A 26,157-nucleotide genomic window follows, 5' to 3' on the forward strand; every position below is an offset into this window, starting at 1 on the left:
ATCATATGCAGCAAAATACAATAGCACTAAGGTTAAATATCACTGAAGTAAATGTAATTATTAAAGCTTTGTCTGAAAAGCCTTTTCGGGAAGTATATGAATTAATAGGAAAAATTCATGCGCAATCCAATGCACAACTCAAATCAAGTTGCAGGGAACTTGAAACCAATAAGCCCATAGATACCCATGATTTACATCATAAAGGATGATGATATATTTTTAATTTTATCTATTCTTGCTTATATATGCACATGCATCAACTTTTAGTAGCTACTATGGATGTAGTACAATCGCTCATCTATCAGCCACAAAGGTTATTAGAATGTATCCTAGTAGTTGTATCCATTTTTGCCCATTTTTTAGAAGCACGCCAAAATATTTGGAGCAAAATTTTAGCCTTTCCTATAGCTTTAACGAATATCTATGTTTACTCAATTAGACAGCTTTATGGAAAAGTGATCTATAGTATCATTTTTATATTCTTCAATGTATATGCCTATCTAAGATGGAAAGGAACCTTGCATCGAAAACCGTTACAAGTGAGCAGAATATCCTATAAAATTCTTGTATCTATTACTGGCCTAAGTATGTTGGGTAGCATGGCGTGGAGCTTTATAGCATATATATATTTTAATAAGCTCCCATTTATATCTACATATGGGGATACTTGTTATATGTTTTTGGGTTTTATGGATAAGTGGCTGATGTCGCATAAAAAATTAGAACGATGGATGATTGCGATTTTTCGTTATCTCATCTTCTCCTTAGCTTGCTATCAAAAAGGGGCCATCATCTTGAGTATACAGTACCTGATTCTATCCGCTATAGGGATTTATGGTCAAATACAATGGTACATATCTTACAAAGCAATGAAAATATAAGTAGATCTGCTTTGAATAGGTCACATACATAAGACCATATATTAAGTTTACATCAGCTGTTGAATCGCTAGATTGAATCTAAAAACGCTCTTTATCGTACCCATGTACGGCTGTAATCATTATAAACATGCATGTAATTAGAGAAAAAAACAGTAAATTCGAGGCATTAATCTCCAATGCCTTAACTGTATTGGGATTTTCATAAGGTCTACCGCATAAGTCAATAGATCTTATGAAAGATAAATGAATAGTATCCTCTTGTACAACAGAAGTTATAGGGCAGGAAGGAGTCTATTCTAGAGTGGTATATAAATATAACTTACGAAATCTTAGTAAAATGCCTTGTGGTAGGAAAAGAAAAAGACAAAAGGTAGCTACACATAAGCGTAAAAAACGTCTTAGGTTAAATAGACATAAAAAGAAAAATAGATAGCACTTAAGTGCCAAGAAGGATTATTATCTACTTTGCTTAACTATTTATTAAATAGGCTACTGATTGCTTTCTAGGTTTTTGTAAAAGCGTAAACAAAATGAGCACGTGGGTAACGAATTAATAATTAATAGTACAGGTAATAATTGTAGAATAGCACTTCTAAAAGATGGAAATCTTTTTGAGTATCAGGTAGAAAAAGAAGATAATAAATTCAAAGTAGGCGATATTTATTTGGGAATTATTAAAAAAGTAGTCCCCAGTTTAAATGCAAGTTTTGTAGATGTAGGATACAAAAAAGATGCTTTTTTGCATTATTTAGATCTTGGTCCGCAGTTTAATTCTTTAAAAAATGCGATTCAAGTAGTTAGGCATCAGCAAAATAATGTAAAAAATCTAGTTGATTTTGTAGTTGAGCCCTCTATAGACAAGCTTGGTAAAATTGGAGATGTACTGACAAAAGGGCAAGAAGTATTGGTACAAATTGTCAAAGAGCCTATTTCTAGTAAAGGTCCTCGTATAGCTTCTGAGCTAACTTTACCTGGTCGTTACATGATACTTATACCTTTTATAGATACGATTAGTATTTCTAAGAAAATTACAAATGCTGAAGAAAGAGAGCGGCTAAACCGTTTAATTGCTTCTATTAAGCCAAAAAATTTTGGTGTAATTGTGCGTACAGTAGCAAAAGGGATTGATGTCGCTACATTAGACAGAGATCTTAAAGATCTTATCAATAAATGGAAAAAGGGAATGGAGCAGCTAGTTAATGTATTACCTGGGGAAAAAGTTATAGGTGAGGTAAATAGAGCCTATACTATTTTACGCGATATGCTCAACGAGTCTTTTGACAGTATTGTTGTGGACGACCAACTTCTTTATGCTGAAATAAAACAGTATATACATACAATTGCACCCGATAAGGAGAAGATTCTTAAACTTCACCAAGGGAAGATTAAGCTTTTTGAACAGTGGGGTATAGAACGTCAGTTAAAAACCCTTTTTGGCCAAACCGTTGGTATAGAGGGGGGGGGGTATCTAGTCATTGAGCATACTGAAGCCATGCATGTTATTGATGTGAACAGTGGCAATAGGGCATTAGATGAAGAAGGACAAGGGAAAATGGCTTTAAATGTCAATTTAGCCGCTGCACAAGAAATTGCACGGCAATTGCGTTTGCGGGATATGGGAGGCATTATTGTAGTGGATTTTATAGATATTAAGGACATAGAAGATCGCAAGCTCCTTTATCAAAAAATGAAAGAGCTCATGAAAGAAGATCGTGCCAAAACTTCTGTTTTACCATTGTCCAAGTTTAGTATTATGCAAATCACACGGCAACGGGTCCGACCAGAAATGAATGTAGTTACAAGAGAGCTTTGCCCATCTTGTAATGGAACAGGAAAAATTGATGCTTCTATATTGGTTTCAGAAAGAATTGAAGAAAGCTTGGGTCTTGTTTTAATGAATCAAAATGAAAAAGGCATAAGACTTTTAGTCCATCCTTATCTCTATGCTTACTTTACAAAAAATTTATTCTCTAAGAGGTTTAGATGGTTTATAAAATATGGTAAGTGGGTTACATTGATTGAAGATTCTTCAATGGCGGTAACAGACTATAAATTTATCAACCGAAATCAAGAAGAAATAGAACTTTATTAGTGCTTTTTATACTTTTATTACCAATCGTTTTGGCTTATCATAAGCCAAAACGATTTTTCTTGCTCCTTATAAGTCGGTAACAAAACAGGCTTACATCCTACTAAAACATCTGCTTGGCTAGATGGTTGTGTTAGGCTTGTATAATTGAAAAGGAAGCATTAGATTAATATTGAGCACAACAAAGAGGTCCACAACCACCTAAAAACTAAAAAAATAAGGTTAATTAAGATGGGATACTTTCATTATGCATCACTAGCTAACCTAGTTAACTTATTTTTTCATTTTGATTAAGAGGGAGATACAACTTAGATAAATAAAGGCTGAAAGCGGTAAAAGTAATAGAAAAGTTAACGCAACGAATAATAAAAATTATGGGACCCACTAATCTACCTAAATGTAGCAAAGCATCCACTTTATTAACAGCTATTTTAGGTATAATTTTTTGCTTATTTACCGATCCAAGTAACGCAAAAGGTAAAAAAATCGGAAATCTTTCCACAATTATACAAAATAAAGAGGAGTATTGCAAAAAAACATTTAAAAGAAGTTTTACTTTAAAACATTTAGATCATGAAGGCCTCTATCCGCTTCAACTGCACAGTGATCCGTCCATTGATCCAATCATGGATGATACCGCTTATATAAGATTTTGCCCATACGATTTGTCTGATCAAAGCTGGCATAAATTTAGTCTTATATCCTATTTGCAACAACCCAACACCCAGATAAATAGCGACGCTCCCGCTACTGCTACAAAAAAAACAATTTTAACAGATCAGAATAATCTATTGCATGATCAGCCTGTAGCTACAGATGGGCTATTGGAAGAATTGCTGGGTGTTCACACACTTACCACGCTTGCGGAACAAGCGAAAAGTATATGGGCTAAAATTTCATTTGATTGCTCCCTAGGCATTGGAGCTGTTTTCTATACCAATCGCTTGGAACAGATGCAATTACTCCAAAGGCAAAACAATACTTACTTCTTTAGGACTAAGACAGATGAAGTATACAAACCCAACTGGTTCCACCATACGCTTGATAAAGTCACAGATTTTGAGCCATTTGATCCTATAGAATATCGCGGCACTGAAAAGACAAAATTTCAAGGAAAAGGGTTAGGCCTGCCTATTACATTAGGGATACAATATCTTTGTGGCCAACGACTGTTTATAGGTTTGGGTAGAGAAATGATCTTTAATGCGACCAGTAGATTGATCCATCATCACAAACACATACCACATAAAGCCTATCATACGCATCAAAAATGGTCTGCACAGGGAAGATGGTTTGCCAAATGTGGGTGGTATGCATTTGGTAATGGTAATGAAAAACATAGATTTTTTGGAGATGTGCGGCTATTTTATGTGCATCATTTGGGTAGTAGGTTGGCTAGGTTGGTAACCTTTGGCCCCTATTTACATCAAACAGTTGCCTATAATTTCGGTGTAGGATACGAGCAGCAGCTGACGGATTACCTTTCATACAGCATGCGTTTTGCTATGGAATCGCAAAGATTTAAACAGTTTCCTAATAAAATTTCCAATATTCAATACAGACAACCGGCTATTTATCTCCAAGTGGGCCTTTCTATGCGATGTACCAAGTGTAATCTTGATAACCATTTTAAAAATGGAGCCTACCATACTAAAAACCATACATTAAACGACTCAAGCAAGCTGAATGGTCTACAAGATTTGTTGGATTTAGATTAATGCTTCCTTGGAAATATTTGTTTATTCCAATCATATGTATTATAATGTATCCAGTTGTTATGCAAGTAGTTCAATTTTTGGAAAAAACTCGTAAATACAGGTTAAGCCATTAGCTAACTTTTTAGCTTTTTCATGTTCAGGGGACTTAACTAAGCTCTACAATTATTCAATTTTAAATTATACCACATTTAACATATTAGTGTCATGAAAATTAAAATTGCATTGCTTGGCTTATTTTTTGCCAATAATATCATACATCCTATATACGCGGATCCATTGGAGCATCGATTAGAAGTAGACAAAACCGATATGCCCCCAATAACTGAGCAGGATGATGTAAAAGTAGAAGAAGCTCAAGAAGAGGAAGCTAAATCTAAAGATTTAATAAAATTGGGTGCTACTATTACAATGGGCCCTGCTATGGTATACCGGAACAAAGAATGGTCGTCTAAAAATAGCATTGGTGCAAATCTAACCTTCAAAGCGGAGGTGCCAAACGCTTGGTGCAACCAAACTGCAACCTTCAATATAGCTGCTGCTTGCAAAGAAGAAAAAACTACACTTAGTAGTGCTACTGTTACCATTGGAAAAATGACAACGATTGGCTATGCTTCTACTATTTTGTCTTATGAAAAAGCAGATGGTGATTTACTTATTTCTGGAGGAAAAAAAGTGTTACAAATAAAAAATCAGCATGCCTTTGATTGGTTCCGAATTGGCTATGCCATTGAGAAACCTATTGCGTTGCAGGTAGGATTGTTTGATAAAAATCAAGCGGAAGAAGAAAAATCAGCATCAAAAGAAAAGAAGGAGAAAAAAGAAGAGGAAGGAGAGAAACCAAAAGGCATTCGACTTAATAAAGTGGATGCGTTAAAAGAGAAGGATCGTCCTTTTAAAATTAAAAATAGTTTCCCATCCTTTGGTTTAAACCTAAGCGTCATTACAGATGATCTTAATATTGGCCTAAGTGGTTTAGGGCGTCTTTCCGATTACACCCATAGTACTGACCCTGACGCAGAAAATTTGCCTAATAAGTTAGCGGTTACTTATGGTGGACATTTAGGTGTTGAGTATCAAGTAATACCTAAAAAGCTTACTATTACAGGACAAGGGGCTTATGTACATGGTTTGGGTGATTACCTACCGGGCCTTGCAGCGGTTCAAAGTGATGAGGAACGGAAAGAAATGTGTGCGGCCTACTATCTAGATAAGGATAAAAATAAATTGTCTTTTATAGATGCATGGGGATTTGGCGCTGCTTTATCCTACTGTGTAACACCTAAGTGGACGTTATCTATAGCAGGCTCTTATCTTGCTACTGTAGAAGATTCCCATAAGCCGGCTACAGCATTTTGTAACCAATGGAATCTAATTCCGAAAGTAGCCTATAAGTTCAATAAGCATTTCACCTTTTCTGGTGGGTATGATGTAGGAAACGAGTCCAGGGTAGATGCGACAAAAAACAAGGAAGCCGTGCATGAATTCTCTGGAAGTATAAAATTTAGCTTGTAGTATCGCTAGAAGAGAAATGGTTCAGAAGCTTATATAAACTTTAGTTGTATATAGAGATGAGAGGGTTAGCTAGTTTGAAGGTAGTGACCCATAAAGCTAGCTATTACCCTTAACTACATTAAATTACGATGCATAAAAATATAATAAAAGCCAGTGTAATGCTAAGCTTAGGATTTGTAGTAAGCAGTATTATTTTTGTCTTAGGGCTATACTACACCCGTTCAAGCGTGGTAGCATCTGTTAGCGTAAAAGGGCTTTCAGAAAGGGAAGTTGATGCCAATCTAGGTATATGGACTATTCCATTTGAGGCAATAGATAGTGATTTAGAGGGCGTAAATAGGAAAATCAAAAAGCAAACAGAAATATTACTTGCCTTTCTAAGACAACAAGGTTTTGTAGATAAAGAAATTATACATGGTACCCCAGAATTTCGTTATCTTGGAAGAAATGAGGCACAACCTGTGGGGAACTCCATAAAGATGGAAATCGTTGTACATACATCCAATGTATTTTTACTATATGAAACTGTACAAAAGTCTAAAGAGCTCATGAAACTAGGTGTTTGCATAACCTATCATAGGTGGGATGGACCAGCTAAATTTATCTTCACAGATTTAAATAAAATTAAGCCATCTATGATCCAAGAGGCTACTATAAATGCCAGAAAAGCGGCAAAGCAGTTTACTACTGATGCAAATGTTTCTTTAGGAAAGTTGCGTAATGCTTCTCAAGGTGCTTTTTCTATAGAAGATACCCATATTCCTACTAAAAAACGGGTCCGTGTAGTAACTCAGATGCAATATGCTATTCAATAACCCTATCCTGTCCGAAAGGAATTAATTCGTAGCTACCTAAAAAAATAGTGCAATACCTACTCTAAAGCAATAAATCTAAATTAAAATATATTGTTAAATTGATGCCAATAAAAGTATGAATGGGTTGGATGCTTTACTCATTATACCCCTTATTTGGGGGAGCTATAATGGGTTTAAAAAAGGGTTTATCGTAGAGCTAATTGCTTCCGCTCTAGTGGTATTGGGTTGCATAAAAGGTGTACCTTTATTTTATACATTGCTACCAATTGTAAAAGATAAATTACCTGCTTTAGCTACTTGCCTTCCTATTTGCTTGGCCGTTCTTATGCTTTTCATAGGAGGAGGAGTCATTTATTTCCTAATGAAATTAATAAAAGGCATTTTAGTGATTGGTCTACTGGGTATATTCGATAACCTACTAGGGGCACTATTTGGACTGTGTAAAGTCGCATTCTTTATCAGCTTGTTGATCTACTGTTGGCGGCTTTTACAGCTTACCCCTTTGCCCAGTATCTATACAAATAATAGCCTGCTGTTCCCATTATTAGAAGCTATCGTTCCAAAGATTTTACAGTCCGTTACGAGTATACCTAAACTCTATCTGTTTAGCGCATGCCCTTCATTAAAAGGGAAAGCTCACTGATCGCCTAGCAGCCTCCTATAAATAAAATCTAAGGACACTATTTCTATCCGCTTAAATATCTAGGAACGTTACCTTTTAACCAATCGCAAAAAAGAGCTGTGTAAAGGTACTTCTTGGAGCTTTTTATCTAGGGGGTAATTTTTATTTACTTTTTGATCAAGTAAAAAGTAAAGTATATATCCACCTTTTTCCTAAGCAAATAGTGTACACAACACTTCTTTTATTAAAAACTAATAACCTGATTTATTAGCTCTTTTTCGCTGATTAGGATCCAATATAGCTTTTCGTAAACGGATAGATTTCGGTGTAACTTCTACACGTTCATCATCTTTTATATAAGTAATTGCTTCTTCTAATGTCATCAGAACCGGTGGACTTAATCGGATGGATTCGTCTGAGCTTGACGCGCGCATATTCGTAAGCTGTTTCCCTTTTAATAAGTTTACTTCTAGATCATTATCCCTATTGTGTTCTCCTACAACCATCCCACCATAGACCTTTTCACCTGGACCGATAAACATTTTACCTCGGTCTGCTAAATTAAAAAGAGCATAGGCAACTGCATCGCCCATACCCATTGCAACCAGTACCCCATTGCGTCGTCCAGCAATGGTTCCACGATAAGGACCATAACTATGAAAGGTCCTATTCATAATACCGGTACCCCTAGTTTCAGTAAGAAAAGTGCCATAATAACCAATTAAGCCACGTGATGGCCCAATAAAAATAATACGTGTTTTGCCGCCACCTACTGGACGCAGGTCGCTCATTTCTGCTTTTCGCACATTCATAGATTCAATTACAGTGCCTGAAAATGCATCATCTACTTCTATTTGTATTTCTTCTAATGGCTCTAATTTTTCACCATTAGATCCTAATTTAATTAATACACGAGGTCTACCAATGGAAAGTTCAAATCCCTCTCTTCTCATGGTTTCTATTAAAACCCCTAACTGTAACTCACCACGTCCTGCTACTTCAAAAGAATCTTTATTATCGCTTTCTGTTACTTGGATCGATACGTTTGATTCAAGTTCGCGCATAAGCCTATCACGTAGGGCATTAAAAGTGACCTTATTGCCTTCTGTTCCAGCGAGTGGAGAATCATTTACTGAAAAATTAATGGCTAGTGTAGGTGGGTCTATAGGAATCGCAGGTAAAGCTTTCATCACTGTAGGTGCACAAATAGTATCCGCTACGTTGGCCCGTTGCATCCCTGCAATGGCAATAATATCACCAGCATATGCTGTTTCAATGGGTACATGTTCCATACCCCGGAAAGCCATAATTTTTGTAACCTTACCATTTTCTACCACTGCATTGTCTTTATTGAGTGCTTTAATGGCCTGTTGTACTTTTAAGCTACCCGTGAAGATACGTCCTGTCAGCATACGACCTAAATAAGGGTCATATTCCCTTGCTGTTATAAGCATGGAAAAATCATTATTTAAATCCACAGTTGGCGCAGGTACATGATCTAGGATTAGATCAAATAAAGGGGATAGATCTTTTCGTTCACCATCTAATGTTCTACTAGCCCAACCTGCTCTGCCAGAAGCATAGGCGGTAGGAAAGTTAAATTGCGCCTCTGTAGCTTCAAGTACCATAAACAGTTCTAAGATTTCATCTTCCACTTCTTCTACACGCGCATCCGAACGATCAATCTTATTGACGACTACAATAGGACTTAATCCCAGCTTTAAAGCTTTACTTAAAACGAATTTAGTTTGGGGCATGGTTCCTTCTGCAGCATCTACCAATAAGACGACACCATCTACCATACTTAAGATGCGTTCTACTTCTCCACCAAAGTCAGCATGACCAGGTGTGTCTACAACATTGATGCGGGTATCTTTCCAAACTAAAGAGGTACACTTGGCCAAAATCGTAATGCCACGTTCTCGCTCTAAATCATTAGAGTCCATAACCCGCTCGGCTACTTCCTGATGGGATCTAAATGTGCCACTTTGCTTTAATAAGTTGTCTAATAAGGTAGTTTTTCCGTGGTCTACGTGTGCTATAATGGCAATATTACGTAAGGATTGCATGAAATCTTTTAATTTAATGGCCGCCTAGGCTACTGGTAGTTTAAATAACATTAATTAAAAAAGAGTAGTCATCTATTATATTTATTACGCTTCATTGTGATAGAAAGAGAATAAGTCTAAAGATACTGACTAAACTCCTACAAAGATAACGAGAAGGTGATAACATATCTATAGAAAAGAATGGCTAATGGTATTTATACATTCTTAAAAAAGCATTAAAAACGATCATCAATATATATCCTATTGGGATATAAGTTTTTTACCAGCTATCCCTCAAGAAAGCTACTTTGGAAGCTATGGTCTCAAAGCATTCCTTCATCAGAAAAACTGAAATAATTTCTATCTGTAAATATAATATGGTCTAAAACGGCTATATCAAGCAATTTCCCAGCCTTGTCAAGGGAGCTGGTTAATTCAATATCAGCAGTACTTGGAACCGTATTGCCAGAAGGATGATTGTGTGCCAATATAATAGAAACAGCTTGATGGTCTAACACCAATCTAAATAAGAACTTAGCATCTACAATAGTTCTACTCGTGCCTCCACTGCTGACTTTTATTTTCTTGATAAGATAATTTGCCCTATTCAGCAACAAGATCCAAAACTCTTCTATAGATTTATCGGTTAAATCTGGCTGTAGTAATTTATAAGCTTTAAAAGAACTGTTAACCAGTTCTTTTTTTCGAAATGGCTCATGTGTTCGCCTACGAGTAAGTTCCATAGCACAAACAATAGCAATTGCTTTTGCTGCCCCTATACCCCTAAATCGCTGTAATTCTTGTACAGAACGTTTGGCCAGCTCTTGAAGACTATTGCCATTCATTTTTAAGATATGCTGTGCCAGCATTACAACACTTGTGTTACGTGTACCAGAGCCTATAAGAACAGCTAAAAGCTCTGCATCGGTTAAGGCTGCTGCTCCCTTTTGTAGTAGCTTTTCCCTTGGCCGATCTTCAGGCGCCCAGTCTTGAATCTTAAGCGGAACTGTTGCGTACATCTCTGCTGCCATATCACTTAAGCAATTAGGCTACAGTTGCAGTTAACCTATTGACATATTTAGCCAGCTTAGCTTTACTATTGGCACTTTTATTTTTATGCACAATGTTTTTTGCTGCTAATTTATCCAGCATAGAAAAAACCTTAGGTAACAACTGCTCTGCAGCGGTTTTATCTGTAAAATTACCCACCTTTTTCATAAAGGTTCTACATGTTTTTAGCTGATAACGATTGCGAAGATACTTAGTATGACTTGATCGTATGCGTTTTTCAGCTGATTTGTGATTTGCCATATGAATGGAATTAAATGTTTTAAATGCTTTCTTTGCATACAAGATACTACTTTTTTGCATATCATTCAATTACTTGATGTCCAAGATATACCCAACCAAAACGCTTGCATTACTTCAGATCATATCCGAGAAAAAAGTGATATATTAACTGTAATCCAGAATTGACGTTATAGGGATGATTGCTGGCTTGCTAGCTATTTTGGATTGGCAAAAATGGATGGCGCGTCTATACTGGGTACAACCAGTGGCCACGTACCTTGTATGTTGATGAATGGGCTAGTTATGGTCCTTTTACACTATATTATTAGGCAACCTAGAACAACAAACAAACTAGACAAGCTTTTTGAGATGGTTAAATCTATTTAACAAAAAAACGAGCTGTAAAAAACAAACATAACAAATAATATCGGTTAGCCATTTTTTATTTTATAGAATAAAGCTTAACTTTGTTGGGATTTATTCTTTCTAGTAGTAGAAAAAATATTATTCTTTTAGCTTATAGAAATATATGTATGCAATTGTAGAAATAGCTGGAGCCCAATTTAAAGTTTCCAAAGAGCAGTGGCTTTATACCCCTAAATTGCAAAGTGAGGTAGGTACTTTGCTTACTTTTGATAAAGTACTACTTTTAGATGACGAGGAAGGCACAGTAGTAATTGGTGCTCCTATACTAAATAAAGTAACTGTTAAGGCAAAAGTATTGGAACATACCAAAGGAGATAAAATTATTGTTTTTAAGAAAAAAAGGCGAAATGGATATAAAGTTAAACGCGGCCATCGTCAAGAGCATACCAAAGTTGTTATTGAAGACATTATAAAGTAATACAATCGCATGGCACATAAGAAGGGGGCAGGTAGCTCCCGTAACGGAAGAGATTCAGAAAGTAAGCGGCTTGGCATAAAAAAATATGGTGGAGAAAGTGTAATGGCTGGCTATATCCTTGTTCGGCAAAGAGGTACCCGTTATTATCCTGGTAAAAATGTTGGGTTAGGCAGAGACCATACCCTATTTGCCTTATCCAATGGTATAGTAGTCTTTAAAAAAAAGAAAGACCTTCGCTCTATTGTTTCGGTGGATAGTATGTAGCCCATCATTACATACAGCTTTTCTTAACAAGTAAAAAAGTAATTTATTAAACATTTTCGAACAAAATTCGCTAGAAAGGCAACACTATGGCTGTAAAAATAAGGTTAGCTAGATGTGGTAGAAGACATTTAGCAGAATATGATATCGTTGTAGCAGACGCAAGGTCGCCACGAGATGGTCGTTTTATAGAAAAAATTGGGAACTATAATCCCAATACAGCTCCTTCAACCATTAAACTTAATGAAGCCAGTGCATTAAAGTGGCTTTTTCAAGGTGCGCAACCTACCGATACGGTAAAAAAACTTTTGTCGAAGCAGGGTGTTATGCTTAAAAAGCATCTTCAAGTAGGTGTTATGAAAGAGGCCATCACCCAAGAGCAAGCCAATCAAAAATTTACTAGTTGGCAAGCAGACCGGATAAAATAAGTGGCTACCCCACTTATAATAGTTGTTTAATTTTTTTATCTATTACCTTAGGTAAGTGCCAGTAGCATAGTAATTTTACTAATCAAATTCATTTTCACCAAATTACAAAATAGTTAATTAAATGAATAAAAAAGATATTATGGATAAAGTAGTAGCCATTCTTGTGGATAAACTAAATGTTTCAGTGCAAGAAGCGTTGCCTACTGCTCATTTTGTAAATGACCTCGGTGCCGATTCCTTAGATCAAGTAGACTTGATTATGGAACTTGAAAAGGTTTTTGATGTACAGATTAAGGATGATGAAGCGACTCACCTGCAAACAGTTGGTAGTGTGGTAGATTATTTAGAAAAAATCTTATCCAAACGTAAGACTTAGTTGATTTTCGTATGTGCTCCACAAGAGTAGTGGTTACAGGATTAGGTGCTCTTACCCCAATTGGCAATAATATTAAGGCATATTGGGATGGCCTGGTTTCTGGTCAAAGTGGCGCAGCCCTCATCACCAGCTTTGATACAACTAAACATAAAACCAAGTTTGCTTGTACCTTAAAAGAGTATGATCCCCATAACCATCTTGATGCAAAAGATATAAAGCGAATGGATCCATTTGCTCAGTATGCTATGGTAGCTGGAGATGAAGCCATACAAGATGCTGGATTAATTACTCCTTTGGTAGATAAAGAACGTGTAGGGGTTGTATGGGGTTCTGGTATAGGTGGTTTAGGTACTACAGAAGCAACGGTTTTAGGCTTTGCTGCTAGTGGTATGGACCCTAAAATCAATCCTTTTTTTATTCCTAAAATTATACCAGATATTCCCTCTGGTCATTTATCTATTAGATATGGTTTTAAGGGGCCTAATTTTGCTACAGTTGCAGCATGTGCTTCTGCAGTAAACGCTATAGTAGCTGCTTTCCAATTGATTAAACTAGGGGATGCAGATGTAGTAGTAGCAGGTGGTTCAGAAGCGCCTATTATTCAAATAGGCATCGCTGGATTTAATGCATTACAAGCGCTTTCTCAACGCAATGAAGACTACTTAACTGCTTCACGTCCTTTTGATCAGACCAGAGATGGTTTTGTGATGGGAGAAGGAGCAGGTGCTTTAATTCTTGAATCTTATACCCATGCCAAAAAAAGAAATGCTAAAATTTATGCCGAATTAGTAGGTATAGGGATGTCTGCAGATGCCCATCACATTACCGCACCAGATACAGGAGGCGTCATTTTGGCATTGCAGCGTGCTTTGACGAGTGCCCAAATTACACCAGATAGTATAGATTACATTAATGCCCATGGTACCAGCACTCCATTGGGCGATGTCAATGAGATAGAGGCTATTCAACATGTATTTGGTGCCCATGCTTATAAGCTTAATATTAGTTCGACTAAGTCCATGACCGGCCACTTGTTGGGTGCAGCAGGGGCGATAGAGTCTATTGCTACTGTTTTGGCCTTGTTGCATCAAGTCGTTCCCCCAACGATTAATCATAAAACAGTAGATAAAGCCATTGATCCACAAATCAATCTGATCTTAAATAATGCAGTAAAAAGAACCATTTTATTTGCCCAAAACAATGCCTTTGGTTTTGGTGGACATAACGTTTCTATAATCTTCAAAAAATGGGAAGATTCCTGAATTTATTCCAACATATTTTTACAAAGCAAAATCCTGCTACCCAGCAGTTGGTTTCCTTTATAAGAGCAGTTACCGGAATGGTGCCTATAAATCTAGCTTTATATAAGGTAGCCCTTCAGCATAGTTCTATAGAAGAAGGACATACCTCGAATGAACGACTTGAATTTCTAGGTGATGCTGTATTATCTGCTATTGTTGCAGACTATCTTTTCAAGAAATATCCATTAAAAGAAGAAGGTTTTTTAACAGACATACGGTCAAGATTGGTCAATAGGGATGCTTTAAATGGGTTGGCACGTAAAATGCATTTAGATAAGCTATTGCATTATGATACCAATCTGATAAAATCAAGTGGCCATAAATTTATGTATGGCAATGCCTTAGAGGCTTTTATTGGTGCTGTTTATTTAGATCATGGCTATGAACGCTGCCAAAAATTTGTTATTGATTATTTGATAGTCAACTATATAAGTATAAAAGATCTGATAGAACATGATACCAATTTTAAAAGTAAGATCATTCAATGGGCACACAAATATCACCTTCAAGTAGTTTTCAAAATTCTTGAAGAGAAACAATGTGAACGCTATAAAGAATTTACTGCTCAGGTGCTTATAGGTGAAAAAGTTATGGGAGAGGGGACAGGTAGAACTAAAAAATGTGCGGAACAAATGGCTGCTCAGCAGGCCCTAAAATATACGGAACAAATAGAAACAAATTAAAAGCGCTCAGTAGCCTTTTCAATTACGGCTTTTTACAAAAACCATTTCCTACTTTTAGGCAGCGCAGCTAGAAAGCTAAACAGATGCATTGAAAATTTATTAATGGTTGCCTCAATCGAAGGCTTTCGTTCTTATTTTCTAAAAATAGCATCTATCTAGAACAATTATGGCAAAAGAATCACAAGATATACAAGATCTTATTTATTCATCTGATTATCGTTATGGATTTGAAAGCAATATTCCTGTAGATACCATTCCCAAAGGCTTAACGGAAGCTACTATTCGCCTTATTGCTGAGAAAAAAAAAGAGCCAAAGTGGTTGGTCAAACGCCGTTTAGAAGCCTTTTATCATTGGTCTAAATTAAAAGAGCCTGCTTGGGCAAAAGTTGTCTATCCACCTATAGATTACCAAAATATTATTTATTACGCAGCACCCAAACAAAAGATAGCGTTAAATAGTTTAGAAGAGGCTGATCCAGAACTTTTGGCTACTTTTAAGCGATTAGGTATTTCGTTAGAAGAGCAAAAAAGACTAACGGGTGTAGCGATGGATGTGGTGTTAGATAGTGTTTCCGTGGCCACAACTTTTAAAGATACATTAAACAAGCTAGGCATTATTTTTTGTTCTTTTAGTGAAGCTGTTCAACAATATCCTAATTTGGTTGAAAAATATTTGGGTAAAGTAGTCCCTATGACCGATAATTATTTTGCTGCCCTTAATAGCGCTGTCTTTAGTGATGGGTCCTTTTGCTACATTCCCAAGGGGGTCTATTGTCCTATGGAACTTTCTACCTACTTTCGCATCAACGCCACTAATACCGGTCAATTTGAACGCACCTTGATTGTCGCAGAAGAAGATGCCTATGTTAGCTATTTAGAGGGGTGTACAGCACCTATGCGGGATGAACATCAATTACATGCCGCTGTAGTAGAAATTTATGCTGCAAGAGGTGCACATGTAAAATATGCTACGGTACAAAATTGGTATCCAGGCAATAAAGATGGCGTAGGTGGCGTCTATAATTTTGTAACCAAGCGGGGCCTTTGTGCTGGCGCCTACGCTAAAATTTCATGGACGCAAGTAGAAACTGGTTCGGCTATTACTTGGAAGTATCCGAGTTGCATTTTAATGGGAGACCATTCAGTAGGTGAATTTTATTCTGTAGCAGTAACCAAAAACAGACAGCAAGCAGATACAGGTACAAAAATGATCCACTTGGGTAAACATACTAAGAGTCGGATTGTAGCTAAAGGTATTGCAGCTGGTCAATCCAACAACAGCTATAGGGGGTTGGTCAAGATCGCCCCTGGAGCAGCAGATGCCACTAATTTTTCTCAGTGTGATTCTTTGTTAATTGGTAATAGCTGTGGTGCGCATACTTTTCCTTATATAGTAGTAAGCAATCCAACCGGCCAAGTAGCACATGAAGCGACTACATCTAAAATTAGTGAGGATCAACTTTTTTATTGCAATCAACGTGGTATCGATCATGAAACTGCTATTGCACTTATTGTCAATGGTTATTGCAAAGAAGTACTCAATCAATTGCCTATGGAGTTTGCGGTAGAAGCACAAAAACTATTGGCGCTTACACTGGAAGGTAGTGTTGGATAATCTCTAGTAATTTAAATTTAACCAGACAGCATAGATGTAACAATCTCTATGAATCACACACCTAAACATTAAAAATCTATTGCAGCAGTCTCATGACTTTAATACCAAACCAAACCATTTCTTGTTCGAACTAAACGTTTATCATTCGTTTTTATAACTGTATCTGAATGAATTTTGATAAAAATTCAACAACCAGTCAATAGCCTAATTTTTAATATTGTCATTTAGTTTATCGTAAAAAGTTTCGACAGATGGTTAATTTTTTTTAGATTTGAAAGTAAACACCGAAACGTTACCCAAAGAAAGTAGCAAAAATTTTACGGGTATTATAATAGAAAAAATGGAACAAAATCAATTTAAAGTTGAGTTTATAGCCTCCACAATGCTTACACCTAGTGTAGCAGAGTTGTCTTTTAGACGTTTGGATAAACTACCTTTCCCATTTATACCAGGTCAATTTATTACTTTTTTATTGCCACATCCCTCTGGAAAAATAGTACCACGTAGTTACAGCTTAGCCAATAGCGCTTCGCAAACCAACCAATTGGACATCGCAATAGCTCCTGTTCAGGGCGGCTTTGCAACTAACATCCTCTTTAATCTAAAAAGCGGAGATCTATTAGATTGTGTTGGACCTAAAGGTAGGCTTATCCTTCAAGCAGCAGAAAAACCAACTCACTACCTATTGGTAGCTACTGGAACTGGTGTAGCACCTTATCGTTCTATGTTGCCTACACTTGCCAAACGGCTAGAAGAAGATAAAAAGCTGAAGGTAACCTTGCTACTAGGTGTACGTTATGCGAGTGACCTGCTTTATGCAGAAGATTTTATTGCTTTTTCCGAAAAATACCCAACCTTTCACTTTCGTGGCTATCTGAGTAGAGCAGATGCAGAGACAGCTCCTTATCAATATGTAGGCTATGTACAATCCGCCTTTGAAAGCCTTGATTTAAATCCAATGACGGATTTGGTATATCTATGCGGTAATCCATATATGATTGATGAAAGTATTGAACAGTTGCAAAACATGGGTTTTAATCTACAATCTATAAGAAGAGAAAAGTATATCTCTCGTAGGGTGTAAAATAGAACTTATTAAAAAACAAGCAATGGACAGCTTAAGAAAGAAAAAAGCGTAACGCTATGGGCGGCTTATCATTTAGAAATTGAATTGCCTAAAGTGGCCCTATCATACTATTGCCTATTTAATTTATAGGTCGATCACCTAAAATATAGTACCGTTTTGCGTTTTAAATTTTTAAAAATTTCAGTATCTATTGACCTAAGTTATTGGATATTTTTATTGTTGGTAATAAGCAGAATAGATAGCCACTATATAGAAATTTTGCTATGGTCTAGTGTTTTTACTTTAAGCATATTGGTACATGAATATGGTCATGCGTTGGCAGCTCTTTTTTTTGATGCCGCACCCAACATTGTATTACAAGCTTTTGGTGGCACAACTTGCTTCAATGCTGCACATTTAACATGTAAACAAAAATTTTTAATTACCCTTGCAGGTCCCCTTTTTCAAGGATTATTGACCCTGACGGCCTATCTTTTGCTTGAATTTAATATTTTTAATAGCTATCTGTTGAAATATTTGCTCTGTATAACTATGTATCTAAATAGTAGATGGTTGCTGCTGAATTTAATACCCATCGCGCCACTGGATGGTGGCTGGTTGTTGCGTTATATACTAGAAAATTTTTTTGGCTATAAGGGGTATCTGGCCAGTATTATCATCGGCTTGGTCGCTGCTGCGATTGCCATTCCTCTTTTGTATCTTAAAGGCTATCACTGGTTCTTTATCATGCAACTCTTTATAGCTGGATGGCATTACTGTAAACTCTGGCAACAGGTAAGAAAATGGTAATAAAAAAACATATCGTACGCTTTAACCTGCACAAATAAGCTCTATTGTATGGAATGGAAATTAGTTTTGTTGTACCAAATGCAGCTAATCCTTATAGGGCTATTATCAATAGCAATCGGTGTAGGTTGTAAAAGAGATGCACCTAGATATGAAGCTGGACCTATTGCTCCTACAGAAAACAAAAAACTATTCAACAGATCGCAAAATAATATAAAAGGACCTACGCAACCTATATCTAATGGCTATACATTATTCCCCGCTCTTTCTAACAAAATAAATAATGATGTAGCAGTTATTTTAAACGATATAGGTTGGTCTGATCTTTTATCATCCCAATTTCGTAATTCAAAAAAACTAAGAAGCTTACGTATACCCCTACCTGCTGCGGCATATGCACAAAATGATTTCAGTAGCTTCATAGAAGCGCACCTACTAGATAGAAAAAAAACAGCTAGTATCGCTCTATCGCATCCACTACCCAGTAGATTAGTGATTGTATTTGATAACAATCAGCAGCATAATAGCTGTGATAAGCGTAGATTGGTTGGAGCAGAATTTATAACAGTTAGATCCAACGCCGGTAACTCGGAAAAGCATACCTATGCTTTAATAGGATTTTTGATACATATAGCAAAGCATAGTCCTGCTTCAGAAGAACATTCTATTCGATTTGTACAATCGGAAAAAAAGTGGTATTTCGATAACAATACGAGTCAAGATTCCATTTCTACTCAAGAGGCTATTAAGCTAGCCTCAGAAAGAGGTACTATCTTTTTTTACAAAAAAATCACATAAACTCATGCAAGGTCATACAAACCTCTTTTGATGCTTAAGCTTATTGATTGATTAATTGGTGGTTATCGTTTGGCTCTTTTATACGCTTTTGATCTGGCCATAAATAGTGTACAACCAGCATTACTAAGCCATTAACCAACATACAAGGAAAAATACTATCAGTGGTCTTTAATAGAGGATAAACCCATTCGAGCCAAGCAAAAACAGATAATGCACCTGCAACCATACCGATTAACACAGTACGTTGGGTAGTACGAAATCCTAAAACAGCTAGAATAAATGGAGCAACGACTATAGGCGCATACAAACGGCCATAGAAACGACAGATATGGCTTGCAATAAAATAGTTACTACTAAGGGCCAATGGTATGGATAAGGTAGCCAAAACCAATATAGTCATATGGGCTATTCTATAATGATAGATAAAGGAAAGTTTCTTTCTAAGACGCATAGGCAATATATTGGGTACTATATCATAGCTGATCATCACTGCACAAATATGTAGCCTAGAATCAGCTGTAGACATAGTCATGGCTAATACACAAATACAAATAATTCCTTTTAATAAAGGTGAAGTATGTACCATTATATAATCCCAAATTTCTATTTCTGATAGATTTGATGGTACCCATACAAAAATAAATAAGCCAACTAATGAGAAACATATCATAATAATAGCACCCAAAATACCAGCATATAAGAACGCCTTTTTCGATTGCTGGGGACTAGAAGCCATATAAATATTATGTACAAAAGCTGGTTCTATACAATAGAAAAAAGTAGATACATAGCGCAGTGTAGCTACTAGTTTTCTATCATGAAGCAATAAATAGCTTAACCCAAATTTTTTTTGAGCAGCTGTAAAGGCAACGACTTGACCAAATGATCGATCTGTTTGTTTAAACATAAAGCATGCTAAGAGGCAAATAATAATAGAAAAAGTAATACATTGCCATACATCGGTCAAAACAATTGCACGAATACCACCAAATATAGCATAGGTAACAAGCATTAAAGTAGTCAGTATGGTAATAAATAATGGGCTAACTGATGTGATACAGATACTTACAGCCTGGGTCATAATATCAATTTGCATAGCAACCAAAACAGTAGAATAACAAATGTTCAATAGAGCGGTAATGATTCTTGGATACTTTCCATAGGCGCGACCCATTGTCTCTGCCATAGAAATATGGTACATAAACTTACCCATACGCATACCCAGCCAACTGAGCGTAAAACAAGCAGCCATCACACCAAAAATCCTCCAACTTACCCAGAAAATTCCATCAGAAAATTGTGTGATATAACTCATCATGGTCCCTCCTCCATAATAAGTAGCCAATATAGTAGCAGTCAAGCTAGCTGTAGAAAATACCCTATTCCCTACAGCATAAGGTCGAAAAGAAGTAATCCTTTTTCTAATAGCGTAAAAAGAGAGCAAGGCAACAGATAATAAAAAATATATTATCATACACAATGAAATATCGAATAGCATGACCAAATAGAACTAGATAAATGTATTGATGAAAGAAATAAATTGCATAAATGCTTTTATAAAAGCATAAAATTAGCCTCCCTGATTTTTACCACTGCTTCCACCATGACAAACCCTATTTTTATGCTTTTTATTAGAGACCAAACTTGTATTAAGACTATCTATCCTTATTTGGATAGGCTCTATTTTTCTTACCCACTATACAAGCATAAGTGCAGGATTGTGCATTTTAATGATTTGCACAAAATTAAGCAACTTATTTTACGTTTTTTATTAAAAATTAGCTATTTTAGCTATCATTATCAACTACTTTATAAAATATAATACTGATAACCAATCTAATTTAGATAAAATTTTCTTTATACAATTGTGTACAGGAAAGTTTTCTAAACTCACGTTAATACATAGGTCACAACCAATCCGCATAAAGTATGCGGACATCAGCTACTATATATGACAAATCAGATTTCTGCTTGTCACTGTTTTTACTTCTATCGTAATCAAGAAATAATGTAAAGGTAAAATGGATTGAATTTTTGAAGGCCATTCTATAAAACAATAGCAACCAGAAGCAAAATAACTTTCAAAATCTAGTGCAATTGCATCATCAACATTATCCAGCCTGTAGCAATCAAAATGGTAAATAGGCGTATGATCTACCATTTCATATTCATTAATAATTGAAAAAGTTGGGCTATTGACGGTATGAACCGTTTGTAGCGCCTTACAAAGCTCCTTAATTAAAGTGGTTTTACCAGAACCTATAGGCCCTTCTAGCAACCATATTCTGTGGTCAGCTGCATAAGCTAGCAATTGATAAGCTGTGTGCGATAGCTCTTTCCAAACACTTTTTAAGATCATCTGTGGTTGCTACATTTTATTCTTTTTTATCCTTTCCTTGAAAGTATTTTAACAAAGGCCACTTTTGAGTATTTTGAACAATATCCTCTGCCTGTTTCAATAGTGCTGGATCGTATCCTTCCTGTTCAAGTATTTTCAAAGCAATGGATTGGTCTGACTCACCTGGTACAACTTTATAAGTATAGTGTAATTTTTGACCTGGCTTTTTATCTATAAAAACTTTAAAATTTCTAATACCTCTGTCTTTAAATTTATCGGCTAGATGCATTAAAATTGGATAATGTGTAGAAACAATATGAAGCGCATTAGTATATTTGGCCATACCAGCCAATATACTATAAGCTGCAGCACTGGCTTCAACTGGGTTGGTACGGGCAAAAGGTTCATCAGAAATAGTAAAAATAAATTCATTGGGGCTGGCGTTTTCCAGCATATTCATATACCGATGCATGCGTTCTACTTCTACCATAAAGAGAGAAGCACCACAGGCTATATCGTCCTTGAGTTCTATAAAGGTGTTGATCTTATCAAAAGGAGTAATAACCGCACTTTTAGCCGCTGCAATTCCAAAGGTTTGGCTGAGTAGTAAATTACTTGCTACACCAGAAATAAAAGAAGATTTTCCACCTGCATTCGGTCCACAAAGGATCATATTACGAGTTTTATGGGCATTCATTTCTATAGTATTATCTACAACCGTTTCAGGATTGAGCATGGGATACCACATTCCATCTAACATTATACATGGAGTAGTTTGTTCTGAACGATCTAAGAACTTAGTGAAAGTATAACAGTGCGTTGGAAAAGTTGCTTTGGCTTCTTTTACCAAAGTAGCTATGCCTATAAAGCTATCTAACTGGCCCAATGCATACATAGCCGATTTTAAGGAATCTTTATGTTCTATGAATAAATTGTATGTAGCGAGTAACTTACCACTGTTTCCACGAATATAGGACCAATTATTAAGTTTCATATCCAGCAAGTTACGTATTAAAATACCTATTTCAGTGGCTTCTTTACGTTTTTCCAATAGAGCCCTTATTGCGCTTAAGGATGGAGCATAATTGGCTTCTAATGCTGGATTACCTGCTACAATATTACTGATCTGTTGGATGGTTTGCATAAAAATTTGTACATCCCGCATACGGTTGGCCAGGCTGCGAAAAACAGCACTATACTCTTTATAACTTTTTATGCCACAATAACCGCGCCATACAGCTGCCGTGTGCGTAGCTGCTACACCTAAAAAAGGTAAAAGAGATGGCTGGCCGTTGGTATGCTTATAATGCTCTATAACAGATCCGATGGAGACAATCGGCACAAATAAGGAAAAAGGGGCATAGCTACTGCTTCTACTGCCTTGTATATAACCTCCTTTTGAAATAGAAGTCATCCAGTGGGTAGCTTCACACCAAAATAGGCCTACTATCGGAAGGGAAACAAATTCTCCATATATATCTAAAAGGTTTCTAAAAAAAATCCGGGTATTAAGCTTACGCGCTATTTTATTGGCAGCAGGATTAGATAATAGGAAGCGCTGATGCATATAATTCCTATATGCATGGCTATAAAGTGGATCTGTATGGGTCCATAAAGAAATTAAACGTTGTTCTACGCTTCGGTAGGATGCCAAAGCTTGTTTTAAATTTGCCAAAGAAGTCGGATCTTCTAATAACAGTTGCAAAGTTTGTTGACGGTTGGTTAGTGTTGTAATATTACTGGTTGGTGTTACCAAAAGTGTAGCCAATGCACACTCACCTAGTACAGTAGTGGTACGATTAATGCGCGAGAGGAAGTGATAAGGTAGATTATTAGGACTCCCACAAAAAAGGATTAAATCTGTCCATGCATTATTGTTCAGTATACTACCACTTTCTGTCGGAATATTGACATCAATATTAGCAAATATCGTACGTAATACAACTTTGCGCTGGGTGCTTTCAGCCAATTTTATACTATCCGTTTGTAAAGTGTTTTTTTTCTTTGTTTTTGAAGGCAATAAAGTAGAAGAGGCAGGAAGAATAGTAAAAGACCTCAGGTAATGATGTGCAATTTTTGCAGTAGTTGATCCATACGTTACCTTTGGATCAGCCCATATGCAGTCACTACGCATACATTGCAATAATAAGGTAAAACAAAATATAATGATGGTATTACGATTCTTATTGTGGCTCATAATGGGTAAAAAAAACAAAGATTACTTTTGAATCTGTTAAAGAGAAATTGCTTTCTCGCTTTTACTATACTATATGTAATTTACATATAAAGTTTTATGGATTAAAAAATCCTGTCACTGTTTTATGCAACAAACAAGTAATAACAATTTTTTATTTATTTTTTGATTTTAGATTGCTTTCCATAATATTCAAACATTCTTTTAAGCTAAGCGACTTAGGATCTGTAATATCTTTAGGAATACGGGTATGTTTTTTATCATTTTTAATATAAGCGCCCCATCTTCCATTTAAAATTTGTATAGTCGGATCTTCAGGAAAAGTTTTGATCAATTTTTCAGCATCTACTTTCCGTTTGGCTTCAATAATCGCTATTGCATTTTGTTCATCCATGGTAAATGGATCATCTGTTTTTGGTATAGAATAAAAAAGGGAACCATGTTTAATGTATGGGCCAAATCGGCCTATATTGATCATCAGTGGTAGCGTTTCAAAGGTTCCTACTAAGCGTGGTAGTTGAAAAAGTTCCAAAGCCTCTTCTAGGGTAATGGTTTCCATACGCTGATTGGTGCGTAATCCTGCAAAACGAGGTGCTTCCTCACGACCATCTGCTTCAATACCTAACTGAACCAATGGACCATATTTGCCCAATCGGACTATTAACGAAGCATTGGTTGCTGGATCTTTTCCTAAAGGCCTCGTATAGTTTACCATAGTTCGGTCTATGCCCGCAGTAGCTTGCACTTTAGGATAAAAACCATTGTAAAATTCCCTTAGCATTTGATTCCAGATCTTCGTACCTTGTGCAATCTTATCCAACTCTTTCTCTACATGTGCGGTAAAACTATAGTCCGTCACGTCAGAGAAGTGTTTGACCAAAAAATCATTGACGACGGCAGCCATATCCGTTGGGAAAAGCTTTTGCTTCTCTGCACGAACAATTTCAGTTAGTGTTTCTGTATGAATCAGCTTATTTTGTAGCGTCAATAACCTATAAGCACGTGGAAAGCCTTCACGAGATTCCAACTTGATATACCCTCTTTTTTGAATAGTCGCAATAATAGGTGCATAAGTAGATGGACGTCCGATTTCTTTTTCTTCTAGATCTCTGACCAAAGTAGCCTCCGTATAGCGAGCGGGCGGATTACTGAACCGTTCTCTAGCCAATATTTTTTCCAGAACAAGTTCTTGACCTATATGGAGCGGTGGCAACATTGTTTTGCAATCCTCTGCTTCATCAACTTCATCGCCTATATATGCCTTTAAAAAGCCTTCAAATTTTAATACTTCTCCGGTTGCGATTAGTGGCTGTTCTGTTGTAGAAATTTGAACCGTTGCTATTGTTTTTTCTATTTGTGCATCGGCCATTTGAGAAGCGATGGCTCTACGCCAAATTAGTTCGTAGAGCCGCTGTTCGTCTTTATGGCTACTGGCTACTTTTAATGAAAAATCAGTAGGTCGTATCGCTTCATGGGCCTCTTGTGCAGTAGATGATTTAGTAGTATAGACTCTAGCCTGAAAGTAAGCAGCCCCATAGATAGTTGAAACCGTCTCCGATATACTTTGTATCGCCTCTTTGGCCAGATTAACGGAATCTGTTCGCATATAGGAAATTTTACCGGTTTCATAGAGCTGCTGAGCAAGTACCATAGTACGGTTGACAGAATAGCCAAGTTTTCTACTAGCCTCTTGTTGTAATGTAGAAGTAATAAAAGGAGGAGAAGGGGAGCGTTTTAATGCTTTTGTATCCAATGCTTTAATAGAAAAAATGGCTTCTTGGCACTGTTCTAAAAATGCAAAGGCTTCTTCGGCTGTTTTAAATTTCTCTGTACCATTTGCCTTCAACAACTGTCCCGTTGGTAAAATAAAAAAAGCCGATAGGGCAAAATGAGCAGTTGAAACGAAACGATCAATAGCTCTTTCTCGCTCTACGACCATCCTTACCGCAACAGATTGTACACGGCCTGCAGAAAGACCTGGTTTGATCTTTTTCCATAATAAAGGCGATAGATCATAGCCTACAAGTCTATCTAAAACACGTCTGGCCTGTTGCGAATCTACCAAAGCTGCGTCAATGGCACGTGGCTGTTTCAATGCATTTAAAACAGCCATTTTAGTAATTTCTCTAAAGACAATGCGCTGCACCTGATTATCTTTTAACCCAAGCGTCTCTTTTAAATGCCACGAAATAGACTCTCCTTCTCGATCGTCGTCACTAGCTAGATAGATACAATCAGAACCAGTGGCCAATTTTTTAAGATGTTGTACCACCCGTTCCTTTCCAGGACTGATTTCGTAACTAGGCAAAAACCCTTGCTCAATGTTAATGGCATTATTGCCTTTAATAAGATCTCTAATATGACCATTAGAGGAGGCTACTTGATAGTTACTGCCTAAATAACGTTCTAGGGTTTTGGCTTTTGCAGGTGACTCAACAATAACTAGATTTCTTGCCATAACAATGTTTGTT

Annotated in this window: 24 protein-coding genes; 17 read left to right on the forward strand and 7 right to left on the reverse strand. The window is 36.5% G+C overall.

The window, feature by feature from the left end; translation table 11 throughout:
• The first annotated feature begins 5 nt into the window (after window positions 1–5).
• The 7 genes from ACRRVD_RS02640 to ACRRVD_RS02670 all read left to right on the forward strand — a co-directional run bounded on the left by ACRRVD_RS02640 (window position 6) and on the right by ACRRVD_RS02670 (window position 7,658).
• Window positions 6–209, forward strand: a complete 204-nt coding sequence (locus ACRRVD_RS02640) for a hypothetical protein (protein WP_432461604.1) — start codon at window positions 6–8, stop codon at window positions 207–209.
• 42 nt (window positions 210–251) lie between these two features.
• Window positions 252–881: a nicotinamide mononucleotide transporter family protein gene (locus tag ACRRVD_RS02645; RefSeq protein WP_432461605.1), complete on the forward strand. Its 630-nt coding sequence runs from the start codon at window positions 252–254 to the stop codon at window positions 879–881.
• A gap of 538 nt (window positions 882–1,419) precedes the next feature.
• Entirely contained in the window at window positions 1,420–2,973 is a 1,554-nt protein-coding gene (locus ACRRVD_RS02650; protein ID WP_432461606.1) for an Rne/Rng family ribonuclease, read from the forward strand.
• Window positions 2,974–3,344: 371 nt separating this feature from the next.
• Window positions 3,345–4,688 (forward strand): hypothetical protein, encoded by a 1,344-nt coding sequence (locus ACRRVD_RS02655; protein WP_432461607.1) that lies wholly within the window; start codon window positions 3,345–3,347, stop codon window positions 4,686–4,688.
• Between the two features lie 204 nt (window positions 4,689–4,892).
• Window positions 4,893–6,200 carry a hypothetical protein gene (locus ACRRVD_RS02660; RefSeq protein WP_432461608.1) on the forward strand — a complete coding sequence of 436 codons (1,308 nt, stop codon included), beginning with the start codon at window positions 4,893–4,895 and terminating at the stop codon, window positions 6,198–6,200.
• A gap of 128 nt (window positions 6,201–6,328) precedes the next feature.
• Window positions 6,329–7,015, forward strand: coding sequence for an SIMPL domain-containing protein (locus ACRRVD_RS02665; RefSeq protein WP_432461609.1), 687 nt, complete (start codon window positions 6,329–6,331; stop codon window positions 7,013–7,015).
• Between the two features lie 115 nt (window positions 7,016–7,130).
• Window positions 7,131–7,658, forward strand: a complete 528-nt coding sequence (locus ACRRVD_RS02670; protein WP_432461610.1) for a CvpA family protein — start codon at window positions 7,131–7,133, stop codon at window positions 7,656–7,658.
• Between the two features lie 230 nt (window positions 7,659–7,888).
• Here the strand turns inward: ACRRVD_RS02670 and typA are convergent, their stop codons facing one another.
• From typA to rpsT, 3 genes are all read right to left on the reverse strand, one after another.
• Window positions 7,889–9,706 (reverse strand): translational GTPase TypA, encoded by a 1,818-nt coding sequence (gene typA / locus ACRRVD_RS02675; protein WP_432461611.1) that lies wholly within the window; start codon window positions 9,704–9,706, stop codon window positions 7,889–7,891.
• A 302-nt stretch (window positions 9,707–10,008) separates the two neighbouring features.
• Complete coding sequence (gene radC / locus ACRRVD_RS02680) at window positions 10,009–10,716, reverse strand: RadC family protein (RefSeq protein WP_432461612.1); 708 nt, start codon at window positions 10,714–10,716, stop codon at window positions 10,009–10,011.
• 13 nt (window positions 10,717–10,729) lie between these two features.
• On the reverse strand, window positions 10,730–10,996 hold the full coding sequence (gene rpsT / locus ACRRVD_RS02685) for a 30S ribosomal protein S20 (RefSeq protein WP_432461613.1): 267 nt from the start codon (window positions 10,994–10,996) through the stop codon (window positions 10,730–10,732).
• A gap of 508 nt (window positions 10,997–11,504) precedes the next feature.
• On the opposite strand from rpsT, the gene rplU reads away from it, so the two are divergent.
• From rplU to ACRRVD_RS02735, 10 genes are all read left to right on the forward strand, one after another.
• The gene (rplU, locus tag ACRRVD_RS02690; protein WP_432461614.1) at window positions 11,505–11,819 is read left to right on the forward strand and encodes a 50S ribosomal protein L21; all 315 of its coding nucleotides are present in this window, start codon (window positions 11,505–11,507) and stop codon (window positions 11,817–11,819) included.
• A 9-nt stretch (window positions 11,820–11,828) separates the two neighbouring features.
• Entirely contained in the window at window positions 11,829–12,083 is a 255-nt protein-coding gene (gene rpmA / locus ACRRVD_RS02695; RefSeq protein WP_432461615.1) for a 50S ribosomal protein L27, read from the forward strand.
• A gap of 86 nt (window positions 12,084–12,169) precedes the next feature.
• Entirely contained in the window at window positions 12,170–12,508 is a 339-nt protein-coding gene (gene rpsP, locus ACRRVD_RS02700; RefSeq protein WP_432461616.1) for a 30S ribosomal protein S16, read from the forward strand.
• Between the two features lie 121 nt (window positions 12,509–12,629).
• Entirely contained in the window at window positions 12,630–12,884 is a 255-nt protein-coding gene (gene acpP / locus ACRRVD_RS02705; RefSeq protein WP_432461617.1) for an acyl carrier protein, read from the forward strand.
• 11 nt (window positions 12,885–12,895) lie between these two features.
• Window positions 12,896–14,146: a beta-ketoacyl-ACP synthase II gene (gene fabF, locus ACRRVD_RS02710; RefSeq protein WP_432461618.1), complete on the forward strand. Its 1,251-nt coding sequence runs from the start codon at window positions 12,896–12,898 to the stop codon at window positions 14,144–14,146.
• Window positions 14,131–14,868, forward strand: a complete 738-nt coding sequence (gene rnc, locus ACRRVD_RS02715) for a ribonuclease III (protein ID WP_432461619.1) — start codon at window positions 14,131–14,133, stop codon at window positions 14,866–14,868. The genes fabF and rnc overlap by 16 nt, the downstream gene beginning before the upstream one ends.
• Window positions 14,869–15,034: 166 nt before the next feature.
• Complete coding sequence (gene sufB / locus ACRRVD_RS02720; RefSeq protein WP_432461620.1) at window positions 15,035–16,483, forward strand: Fe-S cluster assembly protein SufB; 1,449 nt, start codon at window positions 15,035–15,037, stop codon at window positions 16,481–16,483.
• A gap of 271 nt (window positions 16,484–16,754) precedes the next feature.
• A complete protein-coding gene (locus ACRRVD_RS02725; RefSeq protein WP_432461621.1) occupies window positions 16,755–17,567 on the forward strand; it encodes an FAD-binding oxidoreductase in 813 nt (270 codons plus the stop codon).
• Window positions 17,568–17,726: 159 nt separating this feature from the next.
• Window positions 17,727–18,359 (forward strand): zinc metalloprotease, encoded by a 633-nt coding sequence (locus ACRRVD_RS02730; protein WP_432461622.1) that lies wholly within the window; start codon window positions 17,727–17,729, stop codon window positions 18,357–18,359.
• Between the two features lie 48 nt (window positions 18,360–18,407).
• Entirely contained in the window at window positions 18,408–19,154 is a 747-nt protein-coding gene (locus ACRRVD_RS02735; RefSeq protein WP_432461623.1) for a hypothetical protein, read from the forward strand.
• 40 nt (window positions 19,155–19,194) lie between these two features.
• Here ACRRVD_RS02735 and ACRRVD_RS02740 read toward each other — a convergent pair whose 3' ends face one another.
• The 4 genes from ACRRVD_RS02740 to topA all read right to left on the reverse strand — a co-directional run bounded on the left by ACRRVD_RS02740 (window position 19,195) and on the right by topA (window position 26,144).
• Window positions 19,195–20,628, reverse strand: a complete 1,434-nt coding sequence (locus ACRRVD_RS02740; RefSeq protein WP_432461624.1) for a sodium:solute symporter family protein — start codon at window positions 20,626–20,628, stop codon at window positions 19,195–19,197.
• Between the two features lie 471 nt (window positions 20,629–21,099).
• Window positions 21,100–21,513: a tRNA (adenosine(37)-N6)-threonylcarbamoyltransferase complex ATPase subunit type 1 TsaE gene (tsaE, locus tag ACRRVD_RS02745; RefSeq protein WP_432461625.1), complete on the reverse strand. Its 414-nt coding sequence runs from the start codon at window positions 21,511–21,513 to the stop codon at window positions 21,100–21,102.
• A 16-nt stretch (window positions 21,514–21,529) separates the two neighbouring features.
• Entirely contained in the window at window positions 21,530–23,689 is a 2,160-nt protein-coding gene (locus ACRRVD_RS02750) for a MutS-related protein (protein WP_432461626.1), read from the reverse strand.
• Window positions 23,690–23,840: 151 nt separating this feature from the next.
• Entirely contained in the window at window positions 23,841–26,144 is a 2,304-nt protein-coding gene (gene topA / locus ACRRVD_RS02755) for a type I DNA topoisomerase (protein ID WP_432461627.1), read from the reverse strand.
• Between the last annotated feature and the right edge of the window lie 13 nt (window positions 26,145–26,157).

It is taken from the genome of Candidatus Cardinium hertigii (assembly GCF_050864915.1).
GTDB lineage: Bacteria > Bacteroidota > Bacteroidia > Cytophagales > Amoebophilaceae > Cardinium > Cardinium hertigii_D.